16 protein-coding genes are annotated in these 14,593 nt (G+C 58.8%); 10 read left to right on the forward strand and 6 right to left on the reverse strand.

Annotated elements, in window-relative coordinates; translation table 11 throughout:
- The first annotated feature begins 122 nt into the window (after positions 1–122).
- The 3 genes from GUC32_RS15205 (at position 123) to GUC32_RS15215 (ending at position 2,380) form a co-directional block, all read left to right on the forward strand.
- The gene (locus GUC32_RS15205) at positions 123–500 is read left to right on the forward strand and encodes a hypothetical protein (RefSeq protein ID WP_025303352.1); all 378 of its coding nucleotides are present in this window, start codon (positions 123–125) and stop codon (positions 498–500) included.
- Between the two features lie 509 nt (positions 501–1,009).
- On the forward strand, positions 1,010–1,219 hold the full coding sequence (locus GUC32_RS15210; protein WP_004935132.1) for a hypothetical protein: 210 nt from the start codon (positions 1,010–1,012) through the stop codon (positions 1,217–1,219).
- 153 nt (positions 1,220–1,372) lie between these two features.
- Positions 1,373–2,380: an NAD(P)H-quinone oxidoreductase gene (locus GUC32_RS15215; protein ID WP_049203962.1), complete on the forward strand. Its 1,008-nt coding sequence runs from the start codon at positions 1,373–1,375 to the stop codon at positions 2,378–2,380.
- Between the two features lie 44 nt (positions 2,381–2,424).
- Here GUC32_RS15215 and GUC32_RS15220 read toward each other — a convergent pair whose 3' ends face one another.
- Positions 2,425–3,477: an SDR family oxidoreductase gene (locus GUC32_RS15220; RefSeq protein WP_197824090.1), complete on the reverse strand. Its 1,053-nt coding sequence runs from the start codon at positions 3,475–3,477 to the stop codon at positions 2,425–2,427.
- A gap of 110 nt (positions 3,478–3,587) precedes the next feature.
- Between GUC32_RS15220 and GUC32_RS15225 the strand changes: the two genes are divergently transcribed.
- Positions 3,588–4,520, forward strand: coding sequence for a LysR family transcriptional regulator (locus tag GUC32_RS15225; protein WP_043140541.1), 933 nt, complete (start codon positions 3,588–3,590; stop codon positions 4,518–4,520).
- Positions 4,521–4,523: 3 nt separating this feature from the next.
- On the opposite strand, the gene GUC32_RS15230 is transcribed toward GUC32_RS15225, so the two are convergent.
- From GUC32_RS15230 to GUC32_RS15240, 3 genes are all read right to left on the reverse strand, one after another.
- Complete coding sequence (locus GUC32_RS15230; RefSeq protein ID WP_025303356.1) at positions 4,524–4,913, reverse strand: YidB family protein; 390 nt, start codon at positions 4,911–4,913, stop codon at positions 4,524–4,526.
- A 95-nt stretch (positions 4,914–5,008) separates the two neighbouring features.
- On the reverse strand, positions 5,009–5,257 hold the full coding sequence (locus tag GUC32_RS15235; protein ID WP_004935146.1) for a GlsB/YeaQ/YmgE family stress response membrane protein: 249 nt from the start codon (positions 5,255–5,257) through the stop codon (positions 5,009–5,011).
- A gap of 14 nt (positions 5,258–5,271) precedes the next feature.
- On the reverse strand, positions 5,272–5,469 hold the full coding sequence (locus GUC32_RS15240; protein WP_025303357.1) for a membrane protein: 198 nt from the start codon (positions 5,467–5,469) through the stop codon (positions 5,272–5,274).
- 628 nt (positions 5,470–6,097) lie between these two features.
- Between GUC32_RS15240 and GUC32_RS15245 the strand changes: the two genes are divergently transcribed.
- Together GUC32_RS15245 and yjdN are read left to right on the forward strand one after the other, a co-directional pair.
- A complete protein-coding gene (locus tag GUC32_RS15245) occupies positions 6,098–7,018 on the forward strand; it encodes a Kdo(2)-lipid IV(A) acyltransferase (protein WP_197836121.1) in 921 nt (306 codons plus the stop codon).
- Between the two features lie 176 nt (positions 7,019–7,194).
- Positions 7,195–7,614, forward strand: coding sequence for a VOC family metalloprotein YjdN (gene yjdN, locus GUC32_RS15250; RefSeq protein WP_025303359.1), 420 nt, complete (start codon positions 7,195–7,197; stop codon positions 7,612–7,614).
- A gap of 15 nt (positions 7,615–7,629) precedes the next feature.
- Here yjdN and GUC32_RS15255 read toward each other — a convergent pair whose 3' ends face one another.
- Positions 7,630–7,824, reverse strand: a complete 195-nt coding sequence (locus GUC32_RS15255; RefSeq protein ID WP_060447861.1) for a hypothetical protein — start codon at positions 7,822–7,824, stop codon at positions 7,630–7,632.
- Between the two features lie 160 nt (positions 7,825–7,984).
- Between GUC32_RS15255 and GUC32_RS15260 the strand changes: the two genes are divergently transcribed.
- A complete protein-coding gene (locus GUC32_RS15260; RefSeq protein ID WP_025303360.1) occupies positions 7,985–9,538 on the forward strand; it encodes a sensor domain-containing diguanylate cyclase in 1,554 nt (517 codons plus the stop codon).
- Positions 9,539–10,017: 479 nt separating this feature from the next.
- The gene (locus GUC32_RS15265) at positions 10,018–10,911 is read left to right on the forward strand and encodes a Kdo hydroxylase family protein (protein ID WP_043140530.1); all 894 of its coding nucleotides are present in this window, start codon (positions 10,018–10,020) and stop codon (positions 10,909–10,911) included.
- A gap of 43 nt (positions 10,912–10,954) precedes the next feature.
- On the opposite strand, the gene paaZ is transcribed toward GUC32_RS15265, so the two are convergent.
- Positions 10,955–13,021, reverse strand: coding sequence for a phenylacetic acid degradation bifunctional protein PaaZ (gene paaZ / locus GUC32_RS15270; RefSeq protein ID WP_049295901.1), 2,067 nt, complete (start codon positions 13,019–13,021; stop codon positions 10,955–10,957).
- A gap of 317 nt (positions 13,022–13,338) precedes the next feature.
- Between paaZ and paaA the strand changes: the two genes are divergently transcribed.
- Together paaA and paaB are read left to right on the forward strand one after the other, a co-directional pair.
- The gene (gene paaA / locus GUC32_RS15275; protein ID WP_025303363.1) at positions 13,339–14,277 is read left to right on the forward strand and encodes a 1,2-phenylacetyl-CoA epoxidase subunit PaaA; all 939 of its coding nucleotides are present in this window, start codon (positions 13,339–13,341) and stop codon (positions 14,275–14,277) included.
- A 21-nt stretch (positions 14,278–14,298) separates the two neighbouring features.
- Positions 14,299–14,586 carry a 1,2-phenylacetyl-CoA epoxidase subunit PaaB gene (gene paaB / locus GUC32_RS15280; RefSeq protein ID WP_004935173.1) on the forward strand — a complete coding sequence of 96 codons (288 nt, stop codon included), beginning with the start codon at positions 14,299–14,301 and terminating at the stop codon, positions 14,584–14,586.
- Positions 14,587–14,593: the final 7 nt, after the last annotated feature.

A 14,593-nucleotide genomic window follows, 5' to 3' on the forward strand; every position in this document is an offset into this window, starting at 1 on the left:
GATTTGACCCTGTCGGTCGATGGAATCACCGCCTGGCCCCCCGTAACAGCCAAGGTAAATGATAGTAATTCTCGTTCTGCTGTTTTATAGTTGCCTACAGAAATCATTCAGGGAGATTCATCATGCCGAGATGGCTTACCTTACCAACTGCCAGTGCCGCCGCCCTGCTGGCCTTTGCCGCTTACAGCGCTCCGCAGAGTGCACTGGAGCTGAATTATCAAGCTCCAGAACCCAGTGTGACTCCCGCTCCCAAGCCGACAGCACCGTCAGGGCCAGCCCCTAAGGCGGCGAAACCGCCGATTACTTGGGCAGAGGCACGCGACAAGAACGGCTTTCGCGTCGATATCGAATGCGATCATCCGGGCTGCAGCAAACCGCGCACCAAACCTTATCCCGCGTATGAAGGCCCGGTGAAGAAAACCGATCGCCGCCGCCAATCCGATCCTTACTCCACCAACCAGGATCCCGATTACAACATCCAGTTGGGCTATGAGTGGTAGCGCCGCTTTCGGAGTAATACCTATATCAGCCGCCCTCGCCGCTGCATAGAATAGCGCCGGTTCACCACTCCTCCTGGTGTTGAACACAACAAGCTGTGTTGCAAATCTTTATGCGCCTCCCTATAGGCGCTTTTTTTTGCTCCTCCCTCATGCCAGTTTCCCGATTACAGATTGCTCTCATTGCCCCGTAAAGTGATGAATGTCACAAATACGCCTCCTTGCCATTCTTATTCGGAGGTGATGTTCATGGCCACAGGATCCCTTGCCCTCTTGGCTGTCTTAGCCGGCATTGCGGGCTATTCGCTCTATAAGCATTTCAAATCTCAGAAAAAAAGCACATTCGTTCGCCCGCACGATCGGTAATCGATAACGCATTTTCACCGCGAAGGCGCGGCACGCCGCACGCCGCACCTTCGTGGACCGTCATGTTTTCATCACAAAATTGTCACACTATGGCCATATGATGATTCGCGATTATCCGCTCTGGCTTAACACCAAGGATTTCGCCCATGACCATAATTAAAGCTGCAAACCATCAGGAAGCAGAAAAGCTCATCCGCGCCGGCACAGCCAAGAAAATCGAACTGGCCTACGATATCGGCAGCGATGACTTCTTCCAGCTTGCCAGCCTGTGGTGCGATAAAGGCGCCAAGATCTCCAAAGGGAAAGAACATTTTATCGTCTCGTTGAAAGGCTTCCGCATCCCCCCTAACGATTGATATCCAGCCTCCCATCGCGGCGGCGTCCTCTCCTCCTCGCAAAACCGCTCTATTCGACCACGCGCACCTCCTTCGATTTCGCTAAGCTAACAGCAGACTTTATTGCGGGCGTTCAGCCTGATAACCACGTCCGCCACGATGAGGAGAGTGACCATGTCAACAAATGCAGCGCAGCCCGGCACGATGAAAGCGATTGAGATTAGCCAACCGGGCGCCCCCGAGGTTCTGGTTGTCACCGAACGCCCGGTACCCGAGCCACAGGCGGGCGAACTGCTGGTGAAAATCGCCGCCGCTGGCGTTAACCGCCCCGACGTGCTGCAGCGCCAGGGGAACTATGCGCCACCGCCCGGCGCCTCGGATATCCCCGGCCTGGAAATTGCCGGCGAAGTGGTGGCCATCGGTGAAGGCGTGACCCACTTCGCGCTCGGCGATCGGGTTTGCGCCCTTATCGCCGGGGGGGGCTATGCGGAATACTGCACCGTGCATGAAAGCAATGCGCTACCGGTACCGGCGGGTCTGAGCCTGACCGAGGCCGCCGCACTGCCGGAAACCTTCTTTACCGTCTGGGTCAACGTGTTCCAGCGCGGTCATCTCAAAGCCGGCGAAACCGTGTTGATCCATGGTGGCACCTCCGGTATCGGCACGGTCGCCACCATGCTGGCGAAAGCCTTCTGCGCCCAGGTGATCACCACCGTCGGATCCGAAGAGAAACGTCAGGCCAGCCTGGCGCTGGGCGCCGACGTGGCGATTAATTACCGCAGCGAAGACTTTGTCGCACGCACCAAAGACGCCACCAACGGCAAAGGCGCCGACGTCATCGTCGACCTGATCGCCGGCGATTATGTCGCCAAAAACTATCAGGCTGCGGCGATGGAAGGCCGCATCGTGCAAATCGGCACGCAAAACGGCGTGGTAAAAGAGCTCAATCTGATGCCGCTGCTGTTGAAACGCCTGACCCATACCGGGTCGACGCTGCGCTCGCGCAGCGTGGCGGACAAAGCGCAGATTGCCGCCGAGCTGCGCGAGAAGGTTTGGCCGCTGCTGGAGCGCGGCGTGCTGAAACCGCAAATTTTTAAAACCTTCCCGCTTGAGCAGGCCGCCGCCGCGCATACGCTGATGGAGTCCAGCGAGCACATCGGCAAGATCATGCTGACGTTCTGAGGCCATTCCCCGCAGCCTGTGCTGCGGGGAAACCGATGCCACGCTCAGGGAATGATGCGGCGGCGGCGGAACTCCTCGAACAGCGAGAAAAACATGGCTTCGGTTTCGACAAACTGATGGAAACCGAAACGCCGCGCCTTGCTGCCATCCGCGAACATGTCATAGTCCCAGGAAAAGACGAAGTCGGCGAAACGCCAGCCGGCCACCGCGCGATAGTCTGGTTCGGTCAATTGGTGCCGTTGCACCAGCTCTCGCCACAGCGGCGCTTTGTCCGCCATCGTGCTCTCCAGCGGTATCGGCAGCGGCGGCGCGCATTCCAGCCCGAAGTAAGCGGCGATTTTCGGCCACATCTCGCTCCAGCGAAAGAGATCGCCGTTGTTGATATTAAACGCCTGATTGGCCGCCGCCGGCTCGGTCGCCGCCCAAAGCGTGGCGCGCGCCAACAGCCCGGCGTCGGTCATTTCCAGCAGACTGTGGTAAGCGCCTGGCTTACCGGGAAAGCGCAGCGGCAGCCCGAGCGCTTTACTGATTGAGGCATAAACCGCGATGCTCAACGCCAGGTTCATCGGATTGCCAAGAGAGAAGCCCCCCACCACGCTCGGACGAATGGCGCTCCAACGCCAGCGCTTGCCTGCCTGGCACAGCGCCAGATACTGCTGCTGCGCCACGTTAAACTCCGGCGGCATATGCCCGGCGTCGCTTTCGCGCGCCGGCGTTTTAAACGGCCCCAAATGCGCGCCATACACTTTGTAACCTTGCATTAGGCTGATATGCTCCAACGCCGGCGCGACCGGCTCCAGCCCCTCGACGACGTGTTGCAACATCTGCAGATTGGGCGCCACCAGCCCCGCCCAGTCCGGCGCATCCTGATAGGCGGCATAGAAAACGTGGCTAATCGCGCTCAGCGGCCGCAGCGCGTCCCGCGTCGCCGCCGCATCCAGCAGATCAACCTGAAGGTGGCGCACCCCAGATGCCGGTTCGCCCCCCCGGCGCGAGACGCCCACCACTTGCCAACCTTGATCAATCAGCTCCTCAATCAATCGGCGCCCAATCACGCCATTGGCGCCGATCACCAATGCCTGTCGCTTTGCATTCATCTTGCCACTCCTCAGGTTATCGATACCCTGAGTGTTATTGATTAGTAATGCTTGCGGTAGAAGAGGCTTTCCACTAACACTTATAAGAAAAATCTATAGGCAAGATCGACATGGATAAGCTGAACGCAATGAAAACCTTTATGCGAGTGGCCGAACTGGGCAGTCTATCGGCCGCCGCTCGCGATCTGCGTTTGACGCAGCCGGCGGTCAGTCAGCAAATCGCCGGCCTGGAGCAGCAACTGGGGGCCCAGCTGCTGTTTCGCAGCACCCGGGCGGTCACGCTGACCGATGCCGGCAGCGGTTATTATCAGCGCCTCAAACCGATTCTGGCGGCGGTCGACGAAGCGGAAGACGCACTGCACGACCAGCACCACCAGTTGCAGGGCAATCTGCGCATTCACGCCCCTACCGGATTCGGGCAGTTGCACGTCACACCGCTGGCCATCGCTTTCCAGCAACGTCATCCGAACCTCGCCATCGAACTGCTGCTGGACGATCGCCGCGCCGACGTGATCGGCGAAGGCATCGACGTGGCGCTGCGCTTCGGTGAACTCCATGCGCCCGGCATGGTGGCGAAACGTTTGGGCGAGCTGCAACGCCTGCTGGTGGCATCGCCGGCCTATCTGGACAAGCATGGCACGCCCCGTTCGCCGGCGGAGTTGGCGAAACATGCGCACATTCGTTACAGCGGTTTGAACGACGGCGATACGCTCACTCTGTTCGGGCCGCACGGCCCCGAGATGGTTGCTCTGCGGCCCACGTTCCGCGCCAACAATACGCTATCGCTGCTGGCCGCCATCGAGGCTGGAGTGGGTATCGGCGGCGCCCAACGGCCTTTAATCGCCGAGCAGTTGGCGACGGGGGCGCTGGTGCCCGTTTTGCCGGAATACCGCTACCCGCCCATGGCGCTGCACGCGGTCTATCCCGCCTTACGATTTATTCCGGAGAAAGTGCGCGCCTGGGTGGCGCATCTGCAGCAAGCGTTGACGGCGATCGAGGGAATTAGCGGAGTGAATGCTCCCGGCCAGATGCCGGGAGCCTAATCATTATTTGAACAGTTTGCCGACCATGTCGCCCAGTTCGTTGCTGTCTTGCTGCACTTCACCATTTGGCGAGGCGGCATCAGCGACCGTTGGCAAGAACTGTGCAATGGTGCTGGAGGCTTGTGCAGGATCGATACCCAGCTTTTCAGCCAGTTGGTTGATCGCATCGCTACCCAACGCCTGCTGCACATGATCGCCGGTAATCTGCTGATTTTCGCCATTGCCGAGCCAGGAACCGACGATATCGCCGAACTGCCCCTGACGGAATTTGTCCAAAATGGCCTGTAGGCCGCCTTGTTGCTCAACCCACTGCATAATGGCGATGTAGTCGATGCCTTTACCGTTGGCGCCGCCGCCCAGAATGTTACCCAATACGCTATCGAACAGACCCATGATATTCCCCTTTCAGCCGGTACGGCCCGCGCCGCACCGCCGGATTGATTTCACGAAAAAGGGCCGCCGCGGCGACCCTGTTGAGCAACGGCTGCTTAGCCTTTGATCTTCCTGTAGACAAAAAGCACCACCAGGGCACCGATTACCGCCACCACAAAGCTGCCCAGGTTAAAACCGTCAACGCGGCCCATACCGAAGAAGGTGCTGATATAGCCGCCGACGACGGCGCCCACGATCCCCAATATAACGGTCACAATAAAGCCGCCGCCGTCTTTGCCCGGCATAATCCACTTGGCCAGGATACCGGCGATTAAACCAAAAATGATCCAGGAAATGATGCCCATCTTTACTCTCCCTATTACCTTTTGCCTAACAGAAATCCTATTACCAGGCCCACGACGGCGCCGGCGCCTATCCCCGCCCAAGGGTTATCCTTAAGGCAGGCACATGATTGCTCGAGCGCCGCTTTTACACCGCTGCGCACTTCGCAGGCGGTGGCTTTCACGTAGTCGCTCGGTTGCTCAACACCGTTTAGTTCGTCATTTTCATATGACATGTCAAATCCTTACAGACCAACCCTCTGAGAATCTCGTCACATGTTTCGCGCCAGGCGCCGTCCGCTCCGCGATCTTGCTCTGGGCAACCTGCCCGCTGCCGCTCAATGCAGAGGCGTACGCCGACAAACGCACAACTTCACACTATGACTATAGTAAAAAATCAGCGGTTTACCCATTTCCGTCCGTCTGAATTTCACCGTACAAAAAACGATCTAACTTCATCCTGCCGTCATCTCGAGAGGCTAAACTTTAAACAAATCCTCATGGAGGAAACAACCATGTTCAATGCCCCCCTTGTCCTGATTCTCGCGCTACTGTACGCACTGGCCGCCGTTTGGGACGGTTCCGTCGCGTTACTGTTTCATTAAGGTTACATAGCAGTTGTCACTTTTGCGATGCGCTTAATTGTGTCTTTATTTTTCAATTGCACCAGCCGGTTGAAATAGCGGAAAATATCTTCCCTTCCCTCGGTAAAAATCCTATCTCACTCCATTTTTCGCCTGCGCTTAAATAAAGTGAAAAAAAAGCATTAATGGAAAATCCTATTTAGCACGAAATGTTCTACTATTCGCCTTATAAAAATTTGGGTTAAGGTCCCATTGGGAAAGAAAAGGAATCATAGAAAAAATGCTTTCTAACCAACGCTTTGAGCGCAAATTCTTGCGCCCTCGTTATTGGTTGCTGTGGATAGGGCTGGGAATACTCTATCTCTTGGTGTTACTGCCCTACCCGCTCATTTATCGACTCGGACACGGCCTTGGCAGAATAGCCATGCGCCTGATGAAACGCCGGGTACAAATAGCACGCCGCAATGTAGAACTCTGCTTCCCTGAGATGCTCTCCGCCGAGCGCGAGGCGCTGATTGTCAAAAATTTTGAGTCCGTCGGCATGGGCCTGTTCGAAGTCGGCATGGCCTGGTTCTGGCCTGACTGGCGCATCGCCCGTTGGTTTAAGGTGAGCGGCATGGAAAACATGCAGTTGGCGCGTCAGGACGGGAAAGGCGTGCTGCTGATCGGCCTGCATTTCCTCACTCTGGAGCTGGGTGCGCGCATCTTCGGCATGCAAAACCCCGGCATCGGCGTGCATCGCCCGCACAATAACAAACTGATGGAATGGGTGCAGACCCGCGGCCGGCTACGCTCGAATAAATTCATGATCGATCGTAAAGATATCAAAGGCATGATCCGCAACCTGAAACAGGGTGAAATCCTGTGGTATGCGCCGGACCACGATTATGGCCCGCAAAGCAGCGTGTTCGTACCGTTCTTCGCCGTGGAAAACGCCGCCACGACGACCGGCACCTATATCCTGGCGCGCATGGGGCGGCCGTCGATCGTGCCATTCGTGCCGCGCCGCCTGCCGCATGCGCAGGGTTATGAGCTGATCGTACAGCCACCGCTGACGGACTTCCCGCTGGACGATGAAACGCGCGCGGCGGCCATGATGAACCGCGTGGTGGAAGAACAGGTGCTGCTGGCACCCGATCAATACATGTGGTTGCACCGCCGCTTTAAAACCCGCCCACCCGGCGAACCTTCGCTGTATTAACCGCCTTCGCGCCTTCGCCCGCCCTGCCGGCGGCGAAGGCGCTCACCTCGCACGAGCATTCTGCGTCAGGGGAACTACACTAATAAGTCACCGACGGCAATTATTGCCGCCAGCAACCATTTCTTCCTGCCCGAGGGCCGGTCGTTGCCTGTCGGGCCACAACCGAGGTCAATGTCATGCTGGTACAACCCTATTTGTTTTTCAGCGGTAACTGTGAGCAAGCGATTAACTTCTATGTACAGCAGTTGAATGCCAAAATTGAAATGGTCATGCGCTTCAAAGACATGCCCGAAGAAGCCCGCCAAGGCGGGCCGCAGGACGCCAATCCTGAAGCGATCATGCATGCGCGTCTGCTGATCGGCGACGGTGTACTGATGGCCTCCGATGGCTGCCCACAAGATGACAGCGGCGGCGCTTCTCACAAAGGCTTCTCGCTGTCGCTGAACCCCAGCGATGCGGAGCAAGGACGCAAACTGTTCGACAATCTGGCGCAGGGCGGCCAGGTGACGATGCCTTACCAAGCCACCTTCTGGGCCAAAGGCTTTGGTATGCTGACCGACAAATTCGGCGTCAACTGGATGATCAACGTCGAATAACCCGTCATGGCGCCGCTAGCTGTAGCGGTGCCAGTCATACGCCACCTTGGCGAACAGCACGAACAGCACCGTCAACAGCACCAACCCCAACCGCCAATAGGGCGACCGGCGCCGCCGCCAGGCGAAGAACATCATCACCGCCAGCCCCCCCAGCGTGAGGGGGTAATACACCGCCAGCGTCAGTAAAGCGATAATGATGTAATCCGACATGGCCCTTTTACTCCTTCGCGTTCACGCCGCCGCAAATGCGGGTTGCGATCGCCCTTTCGCCTTATCGCCTCGTTAAGGGCTAGAGGTCTGGCGCGTTTATGCATAAAATATAAGATTGCTCTTAACTCGAACTAAATAGTAATCAAACAACAAGGGTGACATGACTCAGCAGCAACCCATACAGGATGCCGTGCCGCCGCGCAGCGTTAAAAGCTCCCCATTATTATTTCAGGCCGGCGTGTTTGTCATCATCGTTGCCGCCACGCTGATCCTCTTTAACAGCTGGCAAATCTGGAACGCGCACCAGCGCGATCTGCGCAGCGCCGAGCATGAATCCGCCAACCTCGCCCGTTCGCTGGCGCAGCATGCCGACGATACTTTCATGCAGGTGGACGGCAATCTGCTCGATCTGACCGAACGTCTCCAGAACGACGGGCTAGGTCCATCGCAGCTGACGCGGCTGCAGCGCGTCATGCAGACGCAGGTCGGCAACCTGCCGCAGCTGCATGGGCTGTTTCTCTACGATGCGCGCGGCCGCTGGCTGGCGACCTCCTCGGGCAAATTCATCAAGAACGCCAACAACGCCGATCGCGATTACTTCAAATACCATCAAAACCGCGACGGCGGCGGCCTGTACATCGGCAAGGTGATCCGCAGCCGCACCACCGGCGATCTGATCATTCCCGTTTCGCGGCGCTTCAACCACCCGGATGGCAGCTTTGGCGGCGTGGTGCTGGCGACGCTGTACGTCGATTATTTCCGCCAGTTTTACGACAGCTTCGCCCTCAACACTGACGCCTCGCTGAACCTGCTGCTGGCGGACGGCACCATCCTTTACCGCCGCCCCTACTCGGCGGCGTCGATCGGTAAAAACATCGCCAAGGGCGTGCTGTTCAGCGAAATTTTGCCGCATTCGGAATTCGGCAACGCCACCATCACCTCGCTGTACGACAAAGTGGAGCGCATCTACGGCTATTCGCGGGTCAACCGCTTTCCGCTGGTGATCGCCGCCGGGCTGTCGAAACGCGACGCGCTGGCGGACTGGCGCACCGACGCCGGGCTGTTCGCCGCCGGTGGCCTCTCGCTGCTGATGATCCTGTTGGCGATGGGCATGGTGCTGCTGCGGCAAATCAAGCACAGCATGCAAACCGAAGCCGAGCTGATGCGCACCCGCGATCAGCTGACCAGCATCAACCAGATGCTCGAAGAACTGGCGCTGCTGGACGGCCTGACCGGGCTGGCCAACCGCCGCCAGTTTGATATCGCGCTGAAGAACGAGCTGGCGCGGGCTTCGCGCAACTACCGCAGCGTGGCGCTGCTGATGCTGGATATCGACTATTTCAAACAGTACAACGACAGCTATGGCCACGTCGCCGGGGACCAGTGCCTGCAGCAGATCGGCCAAACGCTCAAAGGGTTGGCGTGCCGCAGCAACGACGTTTTAGCGCGCTACGGCGGCGAAGAGATGGGGATTATCCTGCCGGATACCGACATTCAGGGCGCACTGATTTTCGCCGAACGCGTCATCCAGGCGGTACGCGATCTGAAGATCCCGCATCAGGGCAACCCGCACGGCATCGTCACCATCAGCATCGGCATCTGCGCCAAAGTGCCACATATGTATAACGATACGCCGATCAGCTTTATCAATGAGGCGGACAGCGCGCTGTATCAGGCCAAGAAAAAAGGCAAAAACTGCATTTACGGTGCTTAATCAATAATCGGGTCTCCAAATTTGGCGGCCCGATTTATTCCCGACAAGATGAAATAATTCCACTCCGCAACATTATTTCCCCGGTTTGCCCTGCTATTTGAATGAAATAACGCCAATAAATAAGCAGCATATTTATTTCCATTACAATTCAATAAGATAAAAAATACACCATTCCGCAGACAATTCGTGCCATTTTTGATTATTCGTGCCTACGCGCAGCCCCGTTTAGCCCTCGTTTACTTTTCATTGGTATTGCCGGTGATATCCTTATTGGGAATATTCTCTCTATCAGGAAGCCATCGCACGCTTCGGCGCACTGCGCCCTGCTGATACATCCATAATAGAACCCACAAATTTCACGTTGCAATTGAGCGGCCTGCTGACGCCGCTCCAGCCAGCCACTGCGCAAGCCAGTGCAGCCAATCACGCGGCAACCTGAAAGACGGGAATAAAGCGATATAGATTTGCGAGGAGATCTCATGCCTACTGGCGATATTATGCGTGAACAGGCCGTCCTGACGCTGCCGTTGCGACAATGGGCGGCAGCGGAAGCATCCAGCGCGGTCAGCGAACTGGAACAGGGCAAGGTACTGTTTCTGCCCGAGCTGGCCTTCACCCTGTCTGAACAGGAAATGCCACTGCTGGATCCGACGTTGGTCGATCCGAAGCGCAAAAACATCAGCTATCAGCCGCTGTCCGGCAAGCTGACCGGCGTCGCCGTCGCGGAACGCCGGCAGCAGGTTCAGCAACTGCTGGAGCGCTATTACCAGTCGTGCCGCCAGCTGATCGCCGGGCTGTTGCCCGAGTATCAGGAGGCGCTGCACCATCCGACCGGCAGCCTGCGTTTGCACCCGGTTTCCGCCTGGCGGGCGACCAGTTCCTGGCGCAAAGACGACAGCCGCCTGCACGTTGACGCTTTCCCGTCGCGCCCGAACTACGGCGAACGCATTCTGCGCATTTTCACCAACATCAATCCGCACGGTGAACATCGCCAATGGCGCGTCGGCGAACCGTTCCCTGAGCTGGCGCAACGCTTCATGCCGCGTCTGGCGCGCTACTCCGCCTTCAGCAGCTGGCTGCAGCACCGGGTACGCATCACCAAAACCCGCCGCAGCCATTATGACCACCTGATGCTGCAGTTGCATGACGCCATGAAGGCCGACGGCGATTATCAGCAGCAGGGGCCGCAGCTGGCGCTGGCGTTTCCGCCGGGCAGCAGTTGGATTTGCTTCTCGGATCAAACGCCGCACGCCGCGATGGGCGGCCAGTTTATGCTGGAACAGACCTTCCTGTTGCCGGTGAACAAGATGCAGGATCCGCAGCGCTCGCCGCTGAAAGTGCTGGAACAGCTGCGCGGTCAGCCGCTGATCTGAATAGATTGCCGCCGCCGGGGCTGCCGGCGGCGGCAAACGCGTATTACGCCTCGAAGTCCCCCTGCTGGCGCGCCACCAGTGTCAGGATGCTGTACAGCGCCACCGGCTGCTGTTCCTGATTCAACACCTGCACATCCCACACCACCACGCCGTGCGGCCGATCCTCGGCGGTTTTTTGCGGCTTGCGGATTTTCTTCTTGCAGGTCAGCCGCACCTGAATGGTGTCGCCGATCTTCACCGGTTCGATAAAGCGCAGATTCTCCATGCCGTAGTTGGCGATCACCGGCCCGACGGCGGCATCGACAAACAGCCCGGCCGCGGCGGACACCACAAAGTAACCGTGCGCCACTCGCTCGCCGAACAGGGAATCGGCGGCGCCGATCTTGTCCATGTGCGCGTAGAAATGATCGCCGCTCAGGCAGGCGAAGTTGACGATATCCGCTTCGGTCACGGTGCGGCGCGCGGTCAACAGGCTGTCGCCCAGCTGCAGCTGCTCGAAGTATTTACGGAACGGATGTACCGGATGCTCGGCGACCGGCGCGCCGCGCACCCATTCACCGCCGATGGCCGCCAGCATCGCCGGGCTGCCCTGGATCGCCGTGCGCTGCATATAGTGCTTCACCGCACGCAGTCCGCCCAGCTCTTCCCCGCCACCGGCGCGCCCCGGGCCGCCGTGTACCAGCATCGGCAGTGGCGAACCGTGGCCGGTGGACTCCGCCGCCGCCTGTTCATCCAAAATCAGCATTCGGCCGTGGGCGCAGGCCGCCGCGCGAATGAAGCGCTTGGCCAACGCCGGATCGGCGGTCACCAGCGATCCCGCCAGGCTGCCCTGCCCCAGCAACGCCAGCGCGATCGCCTGCTCGGTATCCGCATACGGCATCAGCGTTGCCACCGGCCCAAAGGCCTCGGTGCCGTGCACCGCCTGATGGGTGAACGGATCGGCGCAATACAGCAGGGTCGGTGGATAAAACGCCCCACCGCGCGCGCCGTCGCCCAGGATCTCCAGCTTATCCAGCGCCGCGCCACAGAGCGGTTCGCAACCATTGCGCAGCAGGAACTCTACCTTGCTTTGCACATCCTCACGCTGCTCGTGGCTGACCAACGCCCCCATGCGCACCGGCTCCAGCTGCGGGTCGCCCACCGTCACCCCCGCCAGGCGCTGCAACAAGGCCTGACGCACCGCCGTCACCTGCGCCGCCGGCACGATGATGCGGCGGATCGCAGTACATTTCTGCCCCGCCTTGGCGGTCATTTCACGGCACACTTCTTTGATGAACAGCGCAAACTCCGGCATCTCCGGCGTCACGTCCTCCGCCAGCACGCAGCAGTTGAGCGAATCCGCCTCCATGGTGAAGGCGATCGATTTTTCCAGCAGGCGCGGATGCGCACGCAGCCGCTGCCCGGTCTGCGCCGAGCCGGTGAAAGTCACCGCATCCTGATAATCCAGGTGCGCAAACATGTCGCCGACGCCGCCGCAAACCAACTGCAACGCCCCTTCCGGCACCAGCCCGCTGTCGACGATCAGCCTGACCATCGCCTGCGTCAGCTGCGCGGTGGCGGTGGCCGGCTTGATGATGGCCGGCATGCCCGCCAGCCAGGTCGGCGCCAGTTTTTCCAGCATGCCCCAGCACGGGAAGTTGAAGGCGTTGATGTGCAGCGCCACGCCAGGGCGCGAAGTGAGCACGTGGCGGGCGGCGAACTGCGCCTGTTTCGACAGCGGGATCAACTCGTCTTCCGGCCACAGCGTATCATCCGGCAGATCGCGGCCGGCCATGCCGGCATAGGCGAACAGCGTGGCGATGCCGCCTTCGATATCGACCCACCCGTCGCTGCGCGTCGCACCGGTTTGATAGGAAATCTGATACAGCGCCTCTTTATGCGCCAGCAGGTGTTTGGCCACCGCTTTCAGCATCTGGGCGCGCTGCTGGAATGTCATGTTCGCCAGCGCCGGGCCGCCGTGGCTGCGGGCATAGCTCAGGCTCGCCGCTAACGGCAGGCCGTCGGAGCAGACCTGGTACAGCGCTTCGCCGGTCACGGCGTGACGGATCTCGCGGCCCTCTCCCTGCCCATACACCCAGGCGCCAGATAGATAGCTGTGTAACTGCTGCATGTGCCCTCCAAAATTCATAAATTTTCACCCTACAGCTTAATTACGTATCACATAAATGCCAGTCAACGCCAAATCAAATTTTAACAAAAACAGAACAAAACCCGTTTTCAAGCCGCTTACCCTGTCATTAATACGGAATTGATGGTTTTATTTATCAAATTAAATCAACAAAATAACAAAAAACCTTGTGAGTGAACTCGAAAAACCACATGAATCTCGTTTGATCTTTTTGTTATCAGTTTGTAGCCTTATGGTTAGTTAAAGTGATTCACATTTTTATATCCAATGTGAAAAACACGAATCACCAAGAGGCGAGCATGACAACTGACGCACAATATCAGCAGCATTTCGACGACAAGATCGCGGCGGATATCGCCATTGAGGCCAAAGACTGGATGCCGGACGCCTACCGTCAGAACCTGATTCGGCAGATCGGCCAACACGCCCACTCGGAAGTCATCGGCATGCTGCCGGAAGCCAACTGGCTGACGCGCGCCCCCACGCTGCGCCGCAAGGCGGTGCTGCTGGCCAAAGTGCAAGATGAGGCCGGCCACGGTCTGTACCTCTACAGCGCCGCCGAGACCCTCGGCTGTTCGCGCCAGGACATCTACCAAAAGATGCTCGACGGCAAGATGAAGTATTCCTCCATCTTCAATTACCCCACGCTCAACTGGGCGGATATCGGCGTGATCGGCTGGCTGGTCGACGGCGCCGCCATCGTCAACCAGGTAGCGCTGTGCCGCGCCTCCTACGGCCCCTATGCGCGGGCGATGGTGAAAATCTGCAAAGAAGAAAGCTTCCACCAGCGCCAGGGCTACGAGGCGGTGATGGCGATGGCCCACGGCAGCGATTCGCAGCGCGCGATGTTGCAAGACGCCATCGATCGCTTCTGGTGGCCGGTGCTGATGATGTTCGGCCCGAGCGACGCCGACTCCCCTCACAGCGCCCAGAGCATGGCGTGGAAAATCAAACGCCACAGCAACGATGAGCTGCGGCAGAAATTCGTCGACAACACCGTGCCGCAGCTTGAGGCGCTGGGCATGACGGCGCCAGACCCGAGTCTTACCTGGGACGAGGCCGCCGGCCACTATCGCTTCGGCGAGATCGACTGGAGCGAACTGCATGAAGTGATCAAAGGACGCGGCCAATGCAACCACGAACGTCTGCAGGCCAAACGCCGCGCCTGGGAAGACGGCGCCTGGGTGCGCGACGGCGCCATGGCCCACGCCGCGAAAAACGCCGCTTCCGCCGCATAGCCAACATAAGGAACCGAGATCATGAGCCACGTTGAATGGCCGCTGTATGAAGTGTTTATCCGCAGCAAACAAGGGTTGGCGCATCGCCACGTCGGCAGCCTGCACGCCGCCGACGACCAAATGGCGCTGGAAAACGCCCGCGACGCCTACACGCGCCGCAACGAAGGCTGTTCGATCTGGGTGGTGCAATCGCGCCATCTGATCGCCTCGCAGCCGGAAGATCGCGGCGCGTTCTTCGATCCGTCCGAAGACAAGATCTACCGTCATCCGACGTTTTACACCATCCCCGACGGCATCAAGAACATGTAGAGGCGAC

It is taken from the genome of Serratia sp. NGAS9 (assembly GCF_009905295.1).
Lineage (GTDB): Bacteria > Pseudomonadota > Gammaproteobacteria > Enterobacterales > Enterobacteriaceae > Serratia > Serratia bockelmannii.